Annotated in this window: 17 protein-coding genes; 2 read left to right on the plus strand and 15 right to left on the minus strand. The window is 53.5% G+C overall.

The window, feature by feature from the left end; translation table 11 throughout:
• Complete coding sequence (locus AC9UEO_RS09810; RefSeq protein WP_509532584.1) at positions 1 to 513, plus strand: GNAT family N-acetyltransferase; 513 nt, start codon at positions 1 to 3, stop codon at positions 511 to 513.
• On the opposite strand, the gene rlmB is transcribed toward AC9UEO_RS09810, so the two are convergent.
• The 13 genes from rlmB to AC9UEO_RS09875 all read right to left on the minus strand — a co-directional run bounded on the left by rlmB (position 491) and on the right by AC9UEO_RS09875 (position 16,838).
• Positions 491 to 1,240, minus strand: a complete 750-nt coding sequence (rlmB, locus tag AC9UEO_RS09815; RefSeq protein ID WP_509532586.1) for a 23S rRNA (guanosine(2251)-2'-O)-methyltransferase RlmB — start codon at positions 1,238 to 1,240, stop codon at positions 491 to 493. The two genes, AC9UEO_RS09810 and rlmB, sit on opposite strands and share 23 nt — an antisense overlap.
• 19 nt (positions 1,241 to 1,259) lie before the next feature.
• Entirely contained in the window at positions 1,260 to 2,396 is a 1,137-nt protein-coding gene (locus AC9UEO_RS09820; protein WP_509532588.1) for an enoyl-CoA hydratase/isomerase family protein, read from the minus strand.
• Positions 2,389 to 3,318, minus strand: coding sequence for a DMT family transporter (locus AC9UEO_RS09825; protein WP_509532590.1), 930 nt, complete (start codon positions 3,316 to 3,318; stop codon positions 2,389 to 2,391). The genes AC9UEO_RS09820 and AC9UEO_RS09825 overlap by 8 nt, the downstream gene beginning before the upstream one ends.
• Positions 3,287 to 5,113: a translational GTPase TypA gene (gene typA, locus AC9UEO_RS09830; protein WP_509532592.1), complete on the minus strand. Its 1,827-nt coding sequence runs from the start codon at positions 5,111 to 5,113 to the stop codon at positions 3,287 to 3,289. The genes AC9UEO_RS09825 and typA overlap by 32 nt, the downstream gene beginning before the upstream one ends.
• A complete protein-coding gene (gene truB / locus AC9UEO_RS09835) occupies positions 5,110 to 6,060 on the minus strand; it encodes a tRNA pseudouridine(55) synthase TruB (protein WP_509532594.1) in 951 nt (316 codons plus the stop codon). The genes typA and truB overlap by 4 nt, the downstream gene beginning before the upstream one ends.
• Positions 6,057 to 6,434 carry a 30S ribosome-binding factor RbfA gene (gene rbfA, locus AC9UEO_RS09840; RefSeq protein WP_509532595.1) on the minus strand — a complete coding sequence of 126 codons (378 nt, stop codon included), beginning with the start codon at positions 6,432 to 6,434 and terminating at the stop codon, positions 6,057 to 6,059. The genes truB and rbfA overlap by 4 nt, the downstream gene beginning before the upstream one ends.
• 6 nt (positions 6,435 to 6,440) lie before the next feature.
• Positions 6,441 to 9,215: a translation initiation factor IF-2 gene (gene infB, locus AC9UEO_RS09845; protein WP_509532597.1), complete on the minus strand. Its 2,775-nt coding sequence runs from the start codon at positions 9,213 to 9,215 to the stop codon at positions 6,441 to 6,443.
• A 24-nt stretch (positions 9,216 to 9,239) separates the two neighbouring features.
• Positions 9,240 to 10,724: a transcription termination factor NusA gene (gene nusA, locus AC9UEO_RS09850; RefSeq protein WP_509532599.1), complete on the minus strand. Its 1,485-nt coding sequence runs from the start codon at positions 10,722 to 10,724 to the stop codon at positions 9,240 to 9,242.
• Between the two features lie 2 nt (positions 10,725 to 10,726).
• Positions 10,727 to 11,317 (minus strand): ribosome maturation factor RimP, encoded by a 591-nt coding sequence (gene rimP, locus AC9UEO_RS09855; RefSeq protein ID WP_509532601.1) that lies wholly within the window; start codon positions 11,315 to 11,317, stop codon positions 10,727 to 10,729.
• A gap of 98 nt (positions 11,318 to 11,415) precedes the next feature.
• Positions 11,416 to 12,930 carry an ABC transporter ATP-binding protein gene (locus AC9UEO_RS09860; protein WP_509532603.1) on the minus strand — a complete coding sequence of 505 codons (1,515 nt, stop codon included), beginning with the start codon at positions 12,928 to 12,930 and terminating at the stop codon, positions 11,416 to 11,418.
• A complete protein-coding gene (locus AC9UEO_RS09865; RefSeq protein ID WP_509532605.1) occupies positions 12,927 to 13,973 on the minus strand; it encodes an ABC transporter permease in 1,047 nt (348 codons plus the stop codon). Before AC9UEO_RS09865 ends, AC9UEO_RS09860 begins: the two co-directional genes overlap by 4 nt.
• A gap of 5 nt (positions 13,974 to 13,978) precedes the next feature.
• Positions 13,979 to 15,013: a microcin C ABC transporter permease YejB gene (locus AC9UEO_RS09870; protein WP_509532607.1), complete on the minus strand. Its 1,035-nt coding sequence runs from the start codon at positions 15,011 to 15,013 to the stop codon at positions 13,979 to 13,981.
• A gap of 1 nt (position 15,014) precedes the next feature.
• Positions 15,015 to 16,838 (minus strand): extracellular solute-binding protein, encoded by a 1,824-nt coding sequence (locus tag AC9UEO_RS09875; protein WP_509532609.1) that lies wholly within the window; start codon positions 16,836 to 16,838, stop codon positions 15,015 to 15,017.
• A 36-nt stretch (positions 16,839 to 16,874) separates the two neighbouring features.
• Between AC9UEO_RS09875 and fabI the strand changes: the two genes are divergently transcribed.
• Positions 16,875 to 17,675, plus strand: a complete 801-nt coding sequence (gene fabI / locus AC9UEO_RS09880) for an enoyl-ACP reductase FabI (RefSeq protein ID WP_509532612.1) — start codon at positions 16,875 to 16,877, stop codon at positions 17,673 to 17,675.
• On the opposite strand, the gene dusA is transcribed toward fabI, so the two are convergent.
• On the minus strand, positions 17,676 to 18,683 hold the full coding sequence (gene dusA / locus AC9UEO_RS09885) for a tRNA dihydrouridine(20/20a) synthase DusA (RefSeq protein WP_509532615.1): 1,008 nt from the start codon (positions 18,681 to 18,683) through the stop codon (positions 17,676 to 17,678).
• On the minus strand, positions 18,683 to 19,339 hold the full coding sequence (locus AC9UEO_RS09890) for a BPL-N domain-containing protein (protein WP_509532618.1): 657 nt from the start codon (positions 19,337 to 19,339) through the stop codon (positions 18,683 to 18,685). The genes dusA and AC9UEO_RS09890 overlap by 1 nt, the downstream gene beginning before the upstream one ends.
• Positions 19,340 to 19,343 lie beyond the last annotated feature (4 nt).

Genomic DNA, 19,343 nt, shown 5'->3' on the forward strand with positions numbered 1-19,343 from the left:
ATGAGCAGAGTGCACCTTCGCCATCTCAAGGCAACAGATGAAAAAATCTTCATGACGAATATACGTCGCAGCCGTGAACTGCATCGCTCATGGGTGCAGGTGCCTACCAGCGCCAAAGCGTTTCAGCGCTATGTGCAAGAGATGAATACGGCGGATGACCAAGCCTATGTGGCAATTCGCACTGACACTCAAGAAATGGTCGGCGTGGTTGAGCTGCAAGATATTTTCCGAGGGGATTTTCAAAATGCCTACCTCATCTACTACGGTTTTGCTGGGCAACTGCAGCAAGGCTTTATGAAAGCGGCGGTGCAGCAAGTCATTGCCAAGGCATTTGGGCCAATGAAGCTTCATCGCTTAGAAGCCAATATACAACCCAACAATTTGGCTTCAATTGCGTTGTTGAAAGGCTGCGGATTTGAAAAAGAAGGTATGAGCCGTAAATTCTTAAGAAAAAACGGCGAGTGGCAAGACCATGAACGTTGGGCCCTGCTTAACGACCGATACGCTGCCTGACGGTTTCATACAAACAAATACCGCTGGCCACTGACACGTTCAAGCTTTCCACCCCCCCCGCCATCGGGATAGACACGAGTTGATCGCAGGTCTTACGGGTCAACTGACGCAAACCATCGCCCTCAGCACCCAAGACCCAAGCAGTAGAAACTCGCAAGTCGACGTCATACAAAGTTTGAGGTGCATCGTCACTGGTACCAGTGATCCAAATATTGCGCTCTTTCAACTCATTCAAGGTACGGGCCAAATTGGTCACCATGAAGTACGGTACGGTTTCAGCCGCACCGCTGGCCACTTTGGCGACCGTGGCATTGATACCAACCGCGTGGTCTTTGGGGGCAATCACCGCATGTACACCCGCACCATCAGCAACTCGCAAACAAGCCCCTAGGTTGTGCGGATCGGTGATGCCATCGAGCACCAACAGCAAGGCAGGAACATCCGAGGGCAAAGCCTCCAAACAGGCGTCCAAAGACTTGGCGATGTCGATGGCATATACACGGGCCACCACGCCTTGGTGCCCATGGCTGCCGGCAAGTTGGGCCAAGCGCGGGCCATCTGCTTCAACCAACTTCACTTTGGCTTCTTTGGCTCGCTCTTGAAACTGCCGCATACGAGCGTCGCGTCGGGTCGGGTCGATGAAGACCTCAATGACCGAAGTGGGAGCAGTTTTCAGGCGCACCCCCACAGCGTGAAATCCAAACAATACCTTGATGGGCGTGGCCATGTGATTTCCTATGAGAAGCTCAAGTGACTGGGGCTTGCAAATCCCGCAAAGGATGTGCAGCAGCAGGCCACGGACTGGTGAAAAACGGCATCACCATGTCGGGGGTGACTTCATCGACGAGTGCTGGCGACCAGCGCGGGGCATGGTCTTTGTCAACGGCCAAGGCGCGAATTCCTTCCACCGTATCGCTTTGTGCACAAGTACTATGTAAATGCCGTGGGTGAAAACTGTGGCGCACCATGTCGCGCTCCATGCGCAGTTCATCACTTAGATTCATGTGACGGGCACGGCGTATTTGTTCAAGCGTCACGGCCAACATCAGAGGCGAGCGTTTTTTCAAAGCCTGCAAAGCGGGTTGGTGATCTGTTGCTGCCAGGGCTTTTGCAATGCTTTGTAAATCAGGGGCGCCAAAGGCCTTTTCCAAACTTTCGGTCCACCACGCAGGCTTGGCTTGTTGGGCCAGTTTCTTTGCGGCATTGAATGGTTGAGTAAAGGTCAGCAAAGCTTTGGCTGGGTCATGCCAGTCTAGGCTTGGCAGTTGCATCCACAGGACATCCAACTGGCTACTGTCACACATCACATCAGCCAAGCCCGCAAACACTGCTTCAGCGCCATTGAGCATCTGACCCGTCAAGCCCAAAAATTCACCTAAAGCACCTTGGCATCGACTCAAAAAATAACCGCCGCCCACATCTGGGAAGAGACCAATCATGGTCTCGGGCATGGCCATCTTGGTGCGCTCTGTGGCAATACGTAATTTGGCACCTTGCGCCAAACCCATGCCCCCGCCCATGACGACGCCATCCATGAAAACCATGCAAGGCTTGGGGTAATGGTGAATCAAATGGTTGAGGCGGTATTCCTCGGTGAAGAAATCTTCCAAGCGTGGGTCACCCGCCAATGCAGCTTGGTGAAAAAAACGAATATCGCCACCTGCACAAAAGCTACCAAAAGCGCCCTCTTTACCCATCCCACGCATGGCCACAGCATGCACACGCGGATCGAGTTGCCATGCTGACAACACATGGGTGATGCTGCGAACCATCTCCAAGGACAAGGCATTCAAAGCTTTGGCACGGTTCAAGGTAATCAAACCCACCTGCCCTTGCACCTCGGCCAATACTTCGCCATGCATCAAAACCACCAACTCATTCATTTGAGAGTCTCCAAGAAGCAACTTCATTCAAGGCCAAAGCACCCAAGACCAAACTGCCGCCGACAAGCACAGCAAACGTAGGCGCCTCGTCCGCACCTAACCAAGCCCATGCAATGCCAAACAAAACTTCCAGCAAGGCTAACAGCGCGACTTCATGCGATTTCAACACTTGTGCCGCCCATACCGCCAGTAAACAGGGCAAGGCCAATTGGGAAAAGCCCAAACCTGCCAACCAAACCAAGTCTGATGGGCTGGCCGTACCCGGCAGCGCCAAAGGTGCGGTGTACATGCTAGACAAGAAAGCGCCCACCCAAACTGCTGGCATAAAGTCAGTAGGTTGCTCTGCGGCTTGTTGATAGTGCGTCACATTCCACTGAACGGCACCCGCAAAAGGTACAGCCAAAGCCACCCATATGCCTTGGAAATGCTGTCCCACATCGACCTGAACTTGCGAGGCAAACATGAAAGCCATTCCAAGCGCAGCCACCACGATGGCAAGCCATGTATGCAGTGCCAAACGCCGTCCAGCCACAAAGCGCGTCAACAAGGCGGTGAAGATTGGGCCCATGGCCATGGTGATGAGCACATTGGCGACAGTGGTCATGGTCAAAGCCAACATGAAAGCGGTGAACATCACCGACCAACACACCCCAGAGAGCCAAAATGTTTTGTCCCGCCAAGGCAGGTTCATCAGCTGTCGACCTTTGAGCAAAGGCAACAAGATGCTCAGAGATAGCAAGGTGAAAAAGCTTCGCCAAAACGTAATTTCAAAGCCTTGGGCATGTGTCATTTGACGCGACACCACGCCTGCCGTCGACCACAACAAGGTAGCCAGCACCATCACCCCCAGGGCTTGTGTGTGGCTAAGCTTATAGGGCATTTGAGGCGAATCAGCCTTCGCGGCTAGCGCGCTTGCGTTCATGCTCTTTCAAGAAACGCTTGCGCAAGCGAACACTCTTGGGTGTGATTTCAACCAGCTCGTCGTCATCAATGAACTCGACGCCGTATTCCAAAGTCAATTGAATAGGCGGTGTGATTTTGATGGCGTCTTCCTTGCCACTGACACGAAAGTTGGTCAGTTGCTTGGTTCGTGTGGCGTTCACCACCAAATCGTTGTCACGGCTGTGGATACCCACAATCATGCCTTCATAAACGGGATCGTTAGGTTTGACAAACATGCGGCCACGGTCATCCAACTTACCCAAGGCGTAGGTGAAGATTTCACCGTCGTCCATGGAGATGAGTACACCGTTTTTGCGACCACCAATGTCGCCTTTGTGCGGCTCGTAACCATCGAAGATGTTGGAGATCAGTCCAGAGCCACGGGTCAAATTCAAAAACTCATTGGTAAAACCAATCAACCCACGCGCTGGAATACGGTACTCCAAACGGACACGGCCACGACCATCGGGGTCCATGTTCACCAGTTCACCTTTGCGCTCACCCAAGGCTTGCATGACGCCGCCTTGATGACCTTCTTCGATGTCAGCCGTGACCATCTCGATAGGCTCATGGCGAACTCCGTCCACATCGCGGTAGACGACGCGTGGTTTGGATACCGCCAATTCGTAGCCTTCACGACGCATGTTTTCCAACAAAATGGTCAAGTGCAATTCACCACGACCTGCCACTTCAAAAATACCGTCTTCATCGGTTTCTTTGACACGCAACGCCACGTTGTGTTGCAGTTCTTTTTGCAAGCGGTCCCAAATTTGACGACTGGTGACGTACTTGCCTTCACGACCTGCCAAGGGCGATGTGTTGACGCAAAAATTCATGGTCAAAGTTGGTTCGTCAATTTTGAGCATGGGCAATGGACTAGGGTTCAAAGGATCGGTGATGGTCACACCAATGCCGATGTCGGCAATGCCATTGATCAAGACGATGTCGCCAGGTCCTGCTTCAGTGGCTTGTATCCGCTCTAAGCCTTGGAACTTCAACACTTGGTTGACACGGCCTTTGACAGGTGTGCCTGTCTCACCTTCCATGACCACCACATCCATGCCAGGCTTTAGGGTGCCAGCGCTGATGCGGCCCACACCAATGCGCCCCACAAAGGTAGAGAAATCCAATGCAGAAATTTGCAATTGCAACGGTGCAGAGGGGTCACCTTGCTGAGGCCGCACATGCTTCAAGACAGTGTCAAACAAGGCCGACATATCCGGACCCCATTGCGCACCTGCCTCGCCCTCCACCAAGGAAGACCAACCATTGATACCAGAGGCATAAACCACGGGAAAATCCAATTGCTCGTCATTCGCACCCAGCTTGTCAAACAACTCAAAAGCGGCGTTGATGACTGCATCCGGACGAGAGCCAGGTTTGTCCACCTTATTCACCACCACGATGGGCTTGAGGCCCAAGGCCAAGGCCTTTTTGGTGACAAAACGGGTTTGCGGCATGGGGCCCTCTTGCGCATCAATCAACAACACCACGCCATCCACCATGGACAAAGCACGCTCGACCTCACCACCAAAGTCCGCGTGTCCAGGGGTGTCAACGATATTGATGTGGGTACCTTGCCAGCTGACAGCGCAGTTTTTGGCTAAAATGGTGATGCCTCGTTCACGCTCGATGGCGTTGTTGTCCATTACGGTGTCCACTACTTTTTCGTGTTCGGCAAACGTTCCGGATTGGCGAAGTAACTGATCGACCATGGTGGTTTTGCCGTGGTCAACGTGGGCAATGATGGCGATGTTTCGTATTTGTAAGGTCATGCTGCACTCTCGAGTAAGGATTGGATTTCTTGGGGATTTAATAAGCGCTCGGGAATCAATTCCCCCGCGCGAACATGGGCTGTGCCAAGCAAGGCGTGAGGCTGAGCACCATACACAGCCACTTGATCGCGATCGGGCCAATCGCCACGACGACGCAAGCCACTGAGGAAACGTCCTGCATCATCGGGCTGTAATGTGATCGGGTGATGACTGTCTAGTAAAACATCAACAGGTCGTAGGGGGCTGTGGCGCTGGTTTTCAGGCAAGCCTTCCAAGGCTTCCAGGGTAAAGCATTCGCCTATTCCAAAACTTCCGCTTTTTACTCTGCGCAAAGCGCTGAGAAATGCGCCGCAACCCAGGGCATTGCCAATGTCTTCGCCCAAGGTGCGGATGTACGTGCCTTTGGAGCAATGCGCTTTAAGCCAAACGCTGCGAACACCGTTTTCAGTGGGCAATTCTTTCAATTCCAACGAATGGATCACCACACTGCGCGGTGCACGCTCAACCTCAATGCCTTCGCGAGCGTACTCATACAACGCTTTGCCATCTTTTTTCAAAGCGCTGTGCATTGGGGGCACTTGTTGCAAAGGGCCCGTGAACAAGGCTTGTACCGCTTGCAGCTTCTCAGGCGTGAAATTCACTTCGGCTTGAGCGATGACCTCGCCTTCTGCGTCCGCGGTACTGGTGCGTTGACCCAAGCGCAGCACTGCTTCGTAGGTTTTGTCAGCATCCAAATGCAATTGACTGAATTTGGTCGCTGCACCAAAGCAAAGGGGCAAGACGCCCGTGGCCATAGGGTCTAAAGTGCCTGTATGACCAGCTTTTTCAGCACGCAACAACCACTTGGCTTTTTGCAAAGCCTGGTTGCTAGACAGTCCTAGCGGTTTATCGAGCAACAACACCCCATGCACAGGGCGCCGTTGCACCCTGGTGCGAGGCGTTTTCATGGCGTGTCAGTTTCCTTGGCACGGGAAGCCACAGCACGAGCGATCAATGCATTCATGTCTGCAGCTCGCTCGGGAGTGCGGTCGTATAAAAAATGCAAGGTGGGTACTGTGTGAATATGCAGGCGTTTGAACAAACCATTGCGCAAGAAACCCGCGGCTTGGTTCAACCCCTCTAGACAGGCTTGAGGGTCACCAACCAAGACGCTGACAAACACTTTGGCATGTGCGTAATCGGGTGTGACTTCTACGGATTGAATCGTCACCATACCCAGTCGCGGGTCTTTTAACTCGCGAATGAGTTCGGCCAGATCGCGTTGTATTTGGTCGGCAACACGAAAGCCACGGTGGGGTGTAGAGGACTTCTTGGCAGCCATACAAACTTAGATCGTTCTTGCAACTTCCTTGATTTCAAAGAACTCAAGTTGATCGCCCTCATTGATATCGTTGTAGCCTTTGAGGTTTAAGCCGCATTCAAAGCCTTCCTTGACCTCTCGAACATCGTCTTTGAATCGTTTCAAACTCTCGAGCTCTCCGGTAAAGACAACCACGTTGTCGCGCAACAAACGCAAACGTGCATTGCGGCGAACAAAGCCATTGGTGACCATGCAACCTGCAATCGCACCGATCTTGCTGATACGGAAGACTTGGCGAATCTCGGCCATGCCAATAATTTCTTCCTTCTTGTCTGGCGTCAACATGCCCGACATGGCGGCTTTGAGTTCATCGACTGCGTCGTAAATGATGTTGTAGTAGCGGATCTCAACGCCGTTGTTTTCAGCCAGTTTGCGAGCACCAGCATCGGCTCGGGTGTTAAAGCCAATGATGACCGCCTTGGAAGCAATCGCCAAGTTCACATCAGATTCGCTGATCCCGCCAACCGCACCATAGACCAACTGCACACGCACTTCTTCGTTGGTGAGTTTGAGCAAAGAGGCAGCCAAGGCTTCTTGCGAACCTTGCACATCGGCTTTGATGATGATGGGCAGGTTTTTTACTTCGCCAGAGGTCATGTCCGAGAACATATTCTCCAACTTGGCCGCTTGTTGTTTGGCCAGTTTGGTGTTGCGGAATTTGCCTGCGCGGTAGGTGGCAATTTCACGGGCGCGTCGTTCATCGGACAACACCATGAACTCGTCACCTGCTTGCGGCACTTCTGTCAACCCTTGAATTTCCACAGGAATGGAAGGACCTGCAGACTTGGTGGATTTGCCGTTTTCATCGAGCATGGCACGAACGCGGCCAAAGGTTTGACCTGCCAACACCACATCGCCTGTTTTCAAGGTGCCCGATTGCACCAAGATTGTGGCCACAGGGCCGCGACCTTTGTCCAAGCTGGCTTCAATCACCAAGCCTTTGGCCATGGCGTCCACTGGTGCTTTCAACTCCAACACCTCAGCTTGCAACAGGACTTGCTCTAAGAGTTCGTCCACACCTTGACCGGTTTTGGCAGACACAGACACAAAAGGTGACTCTCCCCCAAACTCTTCGGGCACCACTTCTTCGGCAACCAATTCGTTTTTCACACGATCAGGATTCGCATCAGGTTTGTCGATCTTGTTGATGGCAACCACGATCGGCACACCCGCGGCTTTGGCGTGCTTGATCGCTTCCTTGGTTTGCGGCATCACACCGTCGTCGGCTGCGACCACCAAAATCACAATATCGGTGGCCTGAGCACCACGCGCACGCATGGCAGTGAAGGCCTCGTGACCTGGGGTATCCAAGAAAGAAACCATGCCACGCGGTGTTTCCACATGGTAAGCACCAATGTGTTGGGTAATACCACCAGCTTCGCCAGAAGCCACTTTGGCGCGGCGAATGTAGTCGAGCAACGAGGTTTTGCCGTGGTCCACGTGGCCCATGACAGTGACCACAGGTGCGCGGGTGAGTGACTCACCCACGTGCCCAGATGCTTCCTCTTCAGTAAAGGCTTCAGGGTCGTCCAAAGAGGCGATGACCGCCACATGACCCATTTCTTCCACCACGATCATCGCTGTGTCTTGGTCCAATGGCTGGTTGATGGTAGCCATCTGGCCCAGTTTCATCAACTGCTTGATTACTTCTGAGGCCTTGACCGCCATTTTGTGGGCCAACTCGGCCACTGTAATGGTCTCGGGCACATGCACCTCAATGATGCGAGCCTCAACCGGTGCGGCTTGCGCAGGTGTTTCATCTCGGCCGCGGTCACGGCGACCACGAGGACCGCCACGCCAACTGTTGCGACCCACGCCACCGCTGGCGTCTCCACGGGTTTTGATTTCTTTCTTCTTGGCCTGCTCGTCGGCCCAACTGGAAGACAACTTGGCACTTTTGATTTCTTTGCCGTCTTTCGCTGGCGTTGTGCTGGCTGGCTTGACTGTTGTAGGGCTGCCAGCAGGCTTGTGTAGGGTGCCTTTGATGGCTTTGCTGTCAATAGCAGGCGCTTTGACTGGTTCTGGCGGTTTTTTCGCGACAAGCACCTTTTTGGGTGTACTCATCATGGTGCGAATCGCTTCTGCTTCAGCCAAAGCGGTACGGCGACGTGTATCAAGGTCTTTGGCCTTGGCAGCATCTTCATCCGCTTGTGCTTTGGAATCGGCTTGGCGCTTGGCGGCGGCTTGTGCAGCGGCCTGTGCAGCTGCAACAGCTTGGCCATCGTCCACTGGGGTGGCTGGGATTTGCTGTTGGGCTTCTCGGTCTTTGTCCTCTTGGACTTGGCGCAAACGACGTTTTTCTGCCAGCTCTTCTTCTTGTCGACGGATAAATTCAGCTTGGCGACGTGCTTCTTCCTCGCGACGCGCAAGTTCAGCTTGGTCAAGAATAGGTGCAACAGCAACGGGCTCAGCAGACTCCTCAACTTCAGCCGACTCGTTTTCATCACGCTTAACAAAAGTGCGTTTTTTACGAACTTCCACTTGGATGGTGCGGGCCTTACCTGTGGCGTCGGCTTGCTTGATCTCGCTGGTGGATTTCTTCACCAAGGTGATTTTTTTGCGCTCAGGCGTGTCTGTACCGTGGCTGGCTTTTAAAAAGCCCAGCAATTTTTGTTTATCTGCGTCCGTCAGTTCATCTGTTGCTGCGCCTTTGGGCACGCCTGCAGATTTCAACTGCTCAAGCAGCGTATCGGGAGATTTTTTGAGTTCCTTGGCAAACTCGGCAACCGTTGTGTTGGTCATCTGTGGTGTTCCTCTTCATGACCGTTACGCTTGACCCGCGAACCAATGTTCACGCGCCTTCAGGATCAAAGTTTTTGCATCGTCTTCAGACTGGCCGGTGATGTCCACCAACTCGTCCACCGCAAGGTCGGCAAGCTCATCCCGTGTATGTATGCCGCCATCGGCTAATTTGAGAATGAGTTCAGCGTCCAGTCCTTCTAAGTCGCGCAAATCTTGCGAAACCTCTCCCACACTTTCTTCGCGGGCAATTTCCATCGTCAGCAAAGCGTCTTTGGCTCGCGCACGCAATTCATTGACCGTGTCTTCATCAAAGCTTTCAATTTCCAGCATTTCTTGCAAGGGGACATAAGCCACTTCTTCTAAACTGGTGAAGCCCTCTTCGATCAAGATGTCAGCAACCTCTTGGTCGACATCGAGTTTTTCAACAAACAATTCACGTAAACCTTGGGTTTCGGTAGCAGCTTTTTGGGCGGATTCGGCCGCGTCCATGATGTTGATTTTCCAGCCCGTCAGGTCGGAAGCCAATCGAACGTTTTGTCCACCTCGACCAATGGCCATGGCCAAGTTTTCTTCATCGACCACGACATCCATCGCATGTTTTTCTTCGTCCACCACGATGGAGGACACATTGGCAGGTGCCAAAGCTCCAATCACAAACTGCGCGGGGTCTTCGCTCCACAAGACGATATCGACGCGCTCGCCAGCGAGTTCGTTAGTCACCGCATTGACTCGTGTACCACGCACTCCAACGCAGGTACCAATGGGGTCAACACGCTTGTCATGAGATATCACTGCAATCTTGGCACGTGAACCAGGGTCACGGGCGCAGGATTTGATTTCAAGCAAACCTTGCTCAATTTCAGGCACTTCTTGGCGGAACAACTCGATCATGAATTCAGGGGCAGAGCGCGACAAGATGATGGGCGCACCTCGCAAGGTGTTATCAACTTCCATGATCATGGCGCGGACACGGTCAGCACTTCGTAGGTTTTCTTTGGGGATCATTTCTGTGCGGCGTAAACGACCTTCGATACGACCACTCTCAACAATCAAATCACCCTTGTCCATTCGCTTGACGCTGCCCACAAATATCTTGTCGCCACGCGACAAAAAATCAGCCAGCAGCATTTCACGCTCAGCATCACGGATTTTTTGCAAAATCACTTGTTTGGCAGCCATCGCACCAATACGGCCAATAGGCAGCGATTCAATGCTTTCTTCGATGTACTCACCTTCTTCGATATCAGACAAACGCTCTTTGGCGTCCATCAGCATTTCTTCGGCATCAGGGTTTTGCAGACCGGCTTCATCGGGTACCACCAACCAACGACGGAAGGTTTCGTACACGCCACTGTCGCGGTCCATGGCCACACGAATATCGACATCGCCAGGGTAAAGTTTCTTCGTGGCTTGGGCCAGCGCAGATTCCACCGCACCAAACACCAGATCGCGCTCGACATTTTTCTCGCGCGAGATGGCGTCTACCAACATGAGCATTTCGCGATTCATGATCAGTTACTCCTCTTCTCTGCAGGCCTACGGCCTTTGAAATCCACAATCGGTGCCAGTCGAGCTTCACGCAATTCACTCAAGGTGAACTGCAAAGCCTGAACCGGCAAATCTTTTTTGACCTTGGCAACTCGCATTCCGGGTTTGCTGACAGGCTCATCACGCCACGTGATTTGCCAGGTCTGGGGGGTATCTGTGACCTCCAATACACCCCGAAATTTCTTGCGGTTGGCCGAAACCAATCCTGCAGCGGCAGCCCCCATAGGTGCTTTGAGCGTGATATCAATCACTTCGCCACAAAAACGAGCCAAATCAGCCTCGGTTTTCAGCGGCCTGTCAATGCCTGGCGAGGACACCTCCAAGCGGCTGTAGGCCGTTTGCTCAACTTCCAACACAAATTGCAACTGGCGGGTGACTTTTTCGCAATCTTCCACTTGGATGAACTGCTCGGTGACACCTGCCTGCCAGACTTTGTCGATAGTGATGCGCAACAAGCCACCGGCCGAGCGCTCAATGTCTACAAGCTGGTAACCCAGACCGACAACCGTTTGTTCAATGATGTTTTGCAATGCAACCGCTTTTCGTCCGACCAAAAAAAACGGGCGGTTGGGATTTCCGCCCGTTGTCTTTCTTTGACACATTGTAACTTAATTGGGATCTGACCCCGAATATTTTCCGAATATTGCGAATATTAAGTTTCTACGACGCGGCCATCCTTGAGGGCTATCACTTGGTGCGCCATGGCTTGTACCACGTCCATATCGTGGCTGATCAAGATGAAGCTCAAGCCGCGTTCACGTTGCAGTCCTTGCAATAAATCCAGCACTTGTTTTTGAATGGTGACATCCAAAGCGCTGGTCGGTTCATCCAGCACGAGCACCCGTGGCTTCACGATCAGGGCGCGGGCTATGGCGATGCGCTGACGTTGTCCACCCGAAAACTCGTGGGGGTACCGTGCCAAAAGGCCAGGGAACTGCACCTCGTCCAAGCCGACCTCGGTTAATGCGGCCAGCACCTGCGATTGCAAGGTCAAAGGGGCGATGTCGGGGTGGTGCAAACGCAAGCCCTCCCCCACGACTTCCTCCACCGTCATACGCGGCGACAAGGATGAAAACGGGTCTTGAAACACCACCTGCACCGCTTGGCGAAGGTTTAAATCAGCGCCTGCATTGGAGCTCCAAGCTTGTCCGTCTATGGTCAGACTGCCCCGAAACGCAATCAAATTCAAAACGGCCAAGGCCAAAGACGATTTGCCAGAACCCGATTCACCAATGATGCCCAGCGTTTGTCCCGCACGTAATTGAAAGTCCAAGCCATGCACCGCCACAAATTCAGCGCTGCCAAACCAACCGCGCCATCCACTGCGTGGCACGGGGTAGCTCACACGTATTCCTTTGGCTTGAATCACCACAGGCGAAAGCGGATTGGCCGCGAGGACATTGCGCGTGGGTTGGCTGTTGACCAGTTTTTTGGTGTAAGGATGGAATGGCTTGGCAAGCACCTGCGACACCTCACCTTGCTCCACCACATAGCCACCTTCTAGCACCACCACCTTGTCGGCAAAGCGTCGCACCATGTTCAGGTCGTGGGTGATGAGCAAAATCGCCATGCCGTGCTTTTCTTGCAGGCTGTCGAGCAAATCCAAAATTTGCTGGCGCAGCGACACATCCAGCGCGGTGGTGGGTTCGTCAGCCAGAAGCAGCTTGGGGTTTCCCGCCAAAGCCATGGCGATCATGGCGCGTTGACGCTGACCGCCTGACAGTTGGTGGGGAAAGCTGCTGACTCGTCGTTCAGGCTCAGGAATGCCGGTATCGGTCAGCAGTTCGATGGTGTGTTGCCAAGCGTCAGAGGCAGACATGCCACGTTTGAGTTGCAAGACCTCAGCAATTTGGTCACCAATAGAGAACAGCGGGTTGAGCGCTGTCATGGGTTCTTGAAAGATCATGGTGATATCGCCGCCGCGTACCTCACGAAGTTGCGCCTCGCTCATGCTGAGCAAATCCGCATCTTCAAACATTGCTTTGCCGCGCACCCAAGCGCCTCGGGCCAAACCCAACAGACTTAAAGCAGTGACGGTTTTGCCAGACCCCGACTCGCCCACCAGCGCTAGCTTTTCTCTAGCCTTTATTTCAAAAGACACACCATGAACCACCTCTCGCCCTTGAAACGACAGGTGCAAGCCTTCCACCTTCAGCAGGGTGCTCATGGCTGAGTCTCCTGATGCAGTTTGCGTGGGTCCAATGCGTCACGCAAGGCGTCGCCCATGAAGGTGAGCAGCAACAAGGTGATGACCAGCACCGCGAAGGTGGAGAGCGAAATCCACCAAGCGTCAATATTGGTTTTGCCTTGCGACAGCAACTCGCCCAAGCTAGGCGTTCCTGGGGGAACGCCCAATCCTAAGAAGTCAAGGCTGGTCAGCGCCAAAATCGCCGCGCTCATGCGAAACGGCAAAAACGTGACGACGGGCGTCATGCTGTTGGGCAAGATATGTCGCCAAATGATGGCCCAGTTGGACAAGCCCAAAGCGCGGGCAGCTCGCACATAGTCCAGCTGGCGGTTACGCAAAAACTCGGCTCGTACATAGTCGGACAAGCCCATCCAGCCGAACATGCTCAGCAAGATCAGCAGCAAGGCAATACTTGGTTCAAACACCGCAGAAAAAATGATCAACAAATACAACTCAGGCATAGCACCCCAAATTTCAATAAAGCGCTGAAAAGCCAAGTCGGTTTTGCCGGCAAAAAAACCTTGTATTGCTCCCGTCACCACACCTAAAAATGTGCCGGTGATGGTCAAGGCCAAAGCAAACAACACCGACACCCTGAAACCGTAGAGCAACCTTGCAAACAAATCACGGCCTCGGTCATCGGTGCCCAACACGTTGTCTGCTGAAGGCGGCGCAGGGTTGGGTTCTTTGGCGAAGTAATTCAGGGTGCTGTGGTGGTAAGGGTTGGGTGGGTAAACCGCCCAATTGCCCGCTTGGGCAAATTGCTGGCGAATGAACGGGTCTAAGTAGTCGGTAGGGGTTTGAAAGTCGCCGCCAAACTCGGTCTCGGGTGGGTTGTGCCAAATGGGGAAATACAGCTTGCCTTGGTAACTGGCGACCAAGGGTTTGTCGTTGCTGACCAACTCGGCCGCCAAACTCATGACAAACAGCAATGAAAACAGCAGCAAGCTGACAAAACCCAGGCGGTTGCGCTTAAAGCGCTTCCACGCAATGGCTGAAGGGGAAAGAGAAACAGTCGCCATGGGGTTCAATCAAACTTCACGCGGGGGTCTACCCACACGTAACACAGGTCACTGATGAGCTTGGTGACCAAACCAATCAGGGTGAACAAATACAAAGTGCCCAGTACCACGGGGTAGTCACGCCGCATCACGCTCTCGAAACTGAGCAGCCCTAAGCCGTCCAGCGAAAACAAGGTCTCGATCAACAATGATCCAGTAAAGAAAGAGCCAATGAAAGCCGCAGGAAAACCGGTGACCAAAGGTATCAAAGCGTTGCGCATCACATGCTTCCACAGCACCTTGTTCTCACTCAACCCTTTGGCACGGGCCGTCAAGACATATTGCTTGCCGATTTCCTCAAGAAATGCATTTTTTGTCAGCATGGTGGTGACGGCAAATGCGCCCAGCACACTGGCTGTGATGGGCATAGCGATGTGCCATAAATAATCCACCACCTTGGCACCCCAGCTCAAGGTTTCCCAGTTGGCCGAGGTGAGTCCGCGCAAGGGGAACCATTGCAACTGCCCACCAAAGATTACCAGCAAGGCCACGCCCAACACAAAGCCGGGGATGGCGTAGCCCACCAACACCACCAAACTGGTGAGCGTGTCAAAACGGGTACCCGCCCTCACCGCCTTGGCAATGCCCAGCGGCACCGACACCAAATAGCTCAAGAAAAACGTCCATAGCCCCAAGCTGATGGAGACGGGCAGTTTTTCTTTCACCAGTTGCCAAACATCTTTGGGGTAGAAAAAACTTTTGCCTAAATCGAAACGTGCAAATTGGCCCAGCATTTGCACAAAGCGTTCGTGGGCGGGTTTGTCAAAGCCATAGAGTTGTTTAATTTCTTCAATACGCGCCGCATCCACTCCTTGGCGGCCACGGTAACCCGCACCGCTGGCGGCTGCACCCTCGCCGCCGCTGTCACGCCCTTGGAGTTGCGCCACCATTTGCTCAACGGGTCCACCTGGGACAAACTGGATGACAGCAAAGGTCAGCAACAAAATACCGAACAAGGTTGGAATCATCAGCAACAAGCGCTTCACGATATACAAAAACATGTCAACGCTCTCCAGCAAAGTTGGCGGGTGTAGCCCACCAGGTGGATTGAATCCAACTCTCGGGCTGGTAATAGCGGGGGGTGATATTAGGTTGCTCAAAGCGCCCGGCTCGCCATGACACCCGATGCACACTGCCATACCAATGTGGCACGCTGTAGTGGCCGTGGCGCAGCACACGGTCTAAGGCTTTGCAAGCCGCCACCAATTGCCCACGGGTTTGCGCTGCCACAACTTTGTCCAAGAGAGCATCCACGGCAGGGTCTTTCACGCCAATGATGTTGCTAGACCCCTCGGTGTCTGCCGACTTGGAGCCAAAGCGCTCAAGCAGCTCGGTGCCAGGTGCTTCGCTGCCGCCAATACGGTTGCTGATGAGCTCAAAGTCAAAGACATCCATGCGCTTTTGCAGAACTGCGAAATCCACCACTTTGTAGACCACTTTAAAGCCCAGCTTTTCAAGGTTTTTTGCGTAAGGCGTGACGACTCGCCCCATGGAGCCCGAGTTGTCCAAAAACTCGATGGTGAAAGGCTCGCCCTTCTCGTTGCGCAAAGCGCCTTCACGGTAAGTCCAACCCGCTTGGGCCAACAAATCACGGGCTAGTCGCAAATGGTCACGCAAGCTGTGGCCAGAGGCGGGGTCAAGGCTGGTAACCGGCGGCAAGGGCACGGCTTGGGTAAAGATGGCAGGGTCAAGCTTGTCACGCATGGGTTCAAGCAAGTTCAACTCATCGGTATCGGGCAGGTCTTTGGCTTCAAAGTCGCTGCCAACAAAATAACCACGCACACGGGTATAGGCTTGGTAGAAGAGTTGACGGTTCATCCATTCGTAGTCCATGGCCAAGCCTATGGCTTGTCGCACCCTAGCGTCTTTGAATTTGGGCAAACGGGTGTTGAACATAAAGCCTTGGAAGTCGCCCGCATTGCCGTGCTGCAACTCTTTTTTGATGAGGGTGCCGTTGTCAAACAGCTTGCCCTTGTAGCCCCTTGCCCATTCACGGGCCACAAAGGCCTGGATGTAGTCGAACTCGCCAGCTTTGAAACCTTCAAATTGGGCAGTGGTGTCTTTGTAGAGTCGGTAGCTGATGCGGTTGAAATTGAACATGCCTTTACGCACATTCAGGTTTTTGGCCCAATAGTTGTTGTCTCGCACATACTGAATATCTTTACCGAAATCGACTTGACCCAATTTGTAAGGGCCGCTGCCAATGGGTACCTCTGTGATGATTTTGTCAAAGGGCTTGTCAGCCCCCCATTGATGGCTAAATACTGACATACTGCCCACAATCAGCGGCAATTCCGCATTGGCGCGTTTGAAATTGAAACGAATTTCGCGCTCAGACACCACTACCACGCTGGCCACTTCGCTGAAGTAGGTGCGAAATTGCGGCGCGGCCTCTTTGCTGGTGAGGCGATCAAACGAATACTTCACATCCAAGGCCAGCACGGGGTCGCCATTGTGAAAACGTGCCAAGGGGTTGAGACGGAAGGTGACCGACAGTTTGTCTTTGGCCACGCTCACATCTTCGGCCAGCAAACCGTAAGCGGTGGTGGGTTCGTCGCTGTTGCCGGTCAGCAAAGTCTCGAGCATGAGGCTGCCAAGGCCAGGGGGCGCTGTGCCTTTCAAGGTGAAGGGGTTGTATTTGTCAAAACTAGATGCTCGACTGGGCGAGACCATGGCAATTTCACCGCCTTTAGGGGCAATGGGGTTGACATAGCTGAAATGGCTAAAGCCCTCGGGGTACTTGATATCCCCAAACTGGGCATAAGCATGGGCCGCCCATAGGCTGGGACAAAGCAGCAGCCCTAGGCAAAGAAAAAAAGTTCGCATGCGACAATTCTGCAAGATTTTTCAGGAGGGCTCGAAATGCAGCCAAAAACAGGGTTTTTAGCCGGCAAGAAATTGTTGATCACTGGCGTGTTGTCCAACCGGTCTATCGCCTACGGCATTGCCAGATCCTGCCATGCGCAGGGTGCAGAGCTGGCTTTTAGCTACCAAGGCGAGCGATTCAAGGAGCGTATCACCGAATTCGCCGCTGATTTTGGCTCCACACTGGTGTTTGACTGTGATGTGTCAAATGACGAGCAAATCGCCGCATTGGTCAGCGGCTTGGCTGGCGTTTGGCCTAAGTTCGATGGGTTTGTCCATGCCATCGGTTTTGCGCCACGCGAGGCCATTGCGGGCGATTTTTTGGAAGGCTTGAGCCGCGAAGCCTTTGCCATTGCCCACGACATCAGCGCCTACAGCTTTCCCGCCATGGCCAAAGCTTTTTTACCGCATTTGAACGACAACGCCGCCTTGCTGACCTTGAGCTATTTGGGCGCTTTGCGCACCGTGCCCAACTACAACACCATGGGACTGGCCAAGGCATCGCTGGAAGCCTCGGTGCGCTATTTGGCAGAGTCGCTGGGCAGCCACAACCGCGGCATGCGGGCCAATGGCATCAGCGCGGGTCCCATCAAAACTTTGGCGGCTTCAGGCATCAAAGGCTTTGGCAAGATTTTGGATGTGGTGGCCGCCAACTCGCCGATTCGCCGCAACGTGACTATCGACGACGTGGGGAATGTGGCTGCTTTTTTGCTCTCCGATTTGGCCGCAGGCGTGAGCGCTGAAATCACTTATGTGGATGGCGGCTTCAGCCAAGTGGTCGGTGGCATCGCTGATTAATTAATTGGGATCTGACCCCAATTGTTTGTTTGCTAAGACAGCAACCTCTCGCACGGGCAGGTGTTTCAAGCGGTGATCACTCCAGACCTGACGCCATTTGCGTGCACCGGGCTGGCCGTGGCGCAAACCGAGCATATGGCGTGAAACGGCAAACCAAGGCACGCCCTTCACAGCTTGCTGCGCCATGTAGTCCACCATCTGCGCTTGCACTTCATCCACACTTAAGTTGCAAGCTGTTTGCCCCAACAAAGCGTCCCACTCAGACAAAAACCAAGGGTTGTGATAGGCCTCACGCCCCACCATCACACCGTCCAAGTTGGCAAGGTGCTGGCGCAATTGCTCGGTTGTGGTGATGCCGCCATTGATCACAAATTTCAAAGCTGGAAAGTCTTGCTTCAAGCGCAAAACCCAGTCGGGTTTCAAAGGCGGTAATTCGCGGTTTTCCTTGGGCGAAATGCCTTGCAGCCATGCATTGCGGGCATGAACAATGAACAGCTCAGAGCCCGCTTCTGACACCGTTCCCACAAAGTCGCGCACAAAGTCGTAACTCTGCACTTTGTCAATACCAATGCGGTGCTTGACTGTGACAGGAATGCTGACTGCATCGCGCATGGCTTTGACACCATCGGCCACCAAGGCTGGCTCGGCCATCAAGCAAGCGCCAAACGCGCCGCGCTGCACCCGCTCTGAGGGACAACCGCAGTTGAGGTTGATTTCGCCGTAGCCCCATTGCTCGCCCAGCTTAGCGGCACGGGCCAAGTCGGCCGGTTCGCTCCCCCCCAATTGCAAAGCGACGGGCTGTTCTTCAGGGTTGAAATCGAGGTGGCGCGACACATCGCCATGCAGCAAAGCGCCGGTGGTCACCATCTCGGTGTAGAGCAAGGCATGGCGCGACAGCAGACGGTGGAAATACCGGCAATGCCGGTCGGTCCAGTCCATCATGGGGGCGACGCTTAATCGGTGACGCAGCGCTAGGGTGAGTTTCAAAGGGGTGTTTTCGCTTGGCATTAAAACAACTGCATTTGCTGGGTCTGCAGCAAATGGTGAGCCACAAACTGCCACAGCAGGGGATGGTGGGTATTTTGATGCCAATGCGGTTGCAACACCTTCTTGCTGTACCAATGCTGCTGGCTCTCCAAGTGACAACCGACCAAACCTACCGACCCTTGCACCACCGCCATGGGGTCGCCATTGGCGTAACTGGCAATGGTTTGAAACGAACCGCCCAAGAAGGTCGGTCCGTCGTAAAAATACATGCGCTTATCCTGTCCCCGCCATTTCACCGAGGCCACCGTTCCGTAAGAAGACCGAATGTCTGCACGTGGGCGCTTGATGTACTGGACACAGCGGGTACTTTGCAGCAAATTGAAGTAGTAGGCGTCCGCCCAATAAGCGCCCATGCAAATGCCAAGGTATTTACCCCCGCGTTGCATGAAGCCGTGTATATCGTTGAGGTTATTTTTGAGAGCAGCGCGAAACGCCGTTGCTTCACCGTCGCCGCCCGGGAAAACGACCAAATCCACATCTTTGAAAAAACCGTCTTCCGCCTTGTGCTTGGTGAAAATTTTGATATGGGCCATGGCCGACATGGCTGCAATCACGCCGTTAACAGAATCGGTAGAACAAACAGGGTGGTGCAAAAAAATGGCAACAGTGGGTTTCATTGAC

It is taken from the genome of Limnohabitans sp., from assembly GCF_040401495.1.
GTDB lineage: Bacteria > Pseudomonadota > Gammaproteobacteria > Burkholderiales > Burkholderiaceae_C > Limnohabitans.

Coding starts and splice junctions, on each gene's coding strand:
- rlmB (WP_509532586.1), bottom strand. CDS start 1,240: ATGGCCACGCCCATCAAGGTATTGTTTGGATTTCACGCTGTGGGGGTG.
- AC9UEO_RS09865 (WP_509532605.1), bottom strand. CDS start 13,973: ATGGCGACTGTTTCTCTTTCCCCTTCAGCCATTGCGTGGAAGCGCTTT.
- typA (WP_509532592.1), bottom strand. CDS start 5,113: ATGACCTTACAAATACGAAACATCGCCATCATTGCCCACGTTGACCAC.
- dusA (WP_509532615.1), bottom strand. CDS start 18,683: ATGCCAAGCGAAAACACCCCTTTGAAACTCACCCTAGCGCTGCGTCAC.
- fabI (WP_509532612.1), top strand. CDS start 16,875: ATGCAGCCAAAAACAGGGTTTTTAGCCGGCAAGAAATTGTTGATCACT.
- truB (WP_509532594.1), bottom strand. CDS start 6,060: ATGAAAACGCCTCGCACCAGGGTGCAACGGCGCCCTGTGCATGGGGTG.
- nusA (WP_509532599.1), bottom strand. CDS start 10,724: ATGAATCGCGAAATGCTCATGTTGGTAGACGCCATCTCGCGCGAGAAA.
- infB (WP_509532597.1), bottom strand. CDS start 9,215: ATGACCAACACAACGGTTGCCGAGTTTGCCAAGGAACTCAAAAAATCT.
- AC9UEO_RS09870 (WP_509532607.1), bottom strand. CDS start 15,013: ATGTTTTTGTATATCGTGAAGCGCTTGTTGCTGATGATTCCAACCTTG.
- rbfA (WP_509532595.1), bottom strand. CDS start 6,434: ATGGCTGCCAAGAAGTCCTCTACACCCCACCGTGGCTTTCGTGTTGCC.
- AC9UEO_RS09890 (WP_509532618.1), bottom strand. CDS start 19,339: ATGAAACCCACTGTTGCCATTTTTTTGCACCACCCTGTTTGTTCTACC.
- AC9UEO_RS09860 (WP_509532603.1), bottom strand. CDS start 12,930: ATGAGCACCCTGCTGAAGGTGGAAGGCTTGCACCTGTCGTTTCAAGGG.
- AC9UEO_RS09875 (WP_509532609.1), bottom strand. CDS start 16,838: ATGCGAACTTTTTTTCTTTGCCTAGGGCTGCTGCTTTGTCCCAGCCTA.
- AC9UEO_RS09825 (WP_509532590.1), bottom strand. CDS start 3,318: ATGAACGCAAGCGCGCTAGCCGCGAAGGCTGATTCGCCTCAAATGCCC.
- AC9UEO_RS09810 (WP_509532584.1), top strand. CDS start 1: ATGAGCAGAGTGCACCTTCGCCATCTCAAGGCAACAGATGAAAAAATC.
- AC9UEO_RS09820 (WP_509532588.1), bottom strand. CDS start 2,396: ATGAATGAGTTGGTGGTTTTGATGCATGGCGAAGTATTGGCCGAGGTG.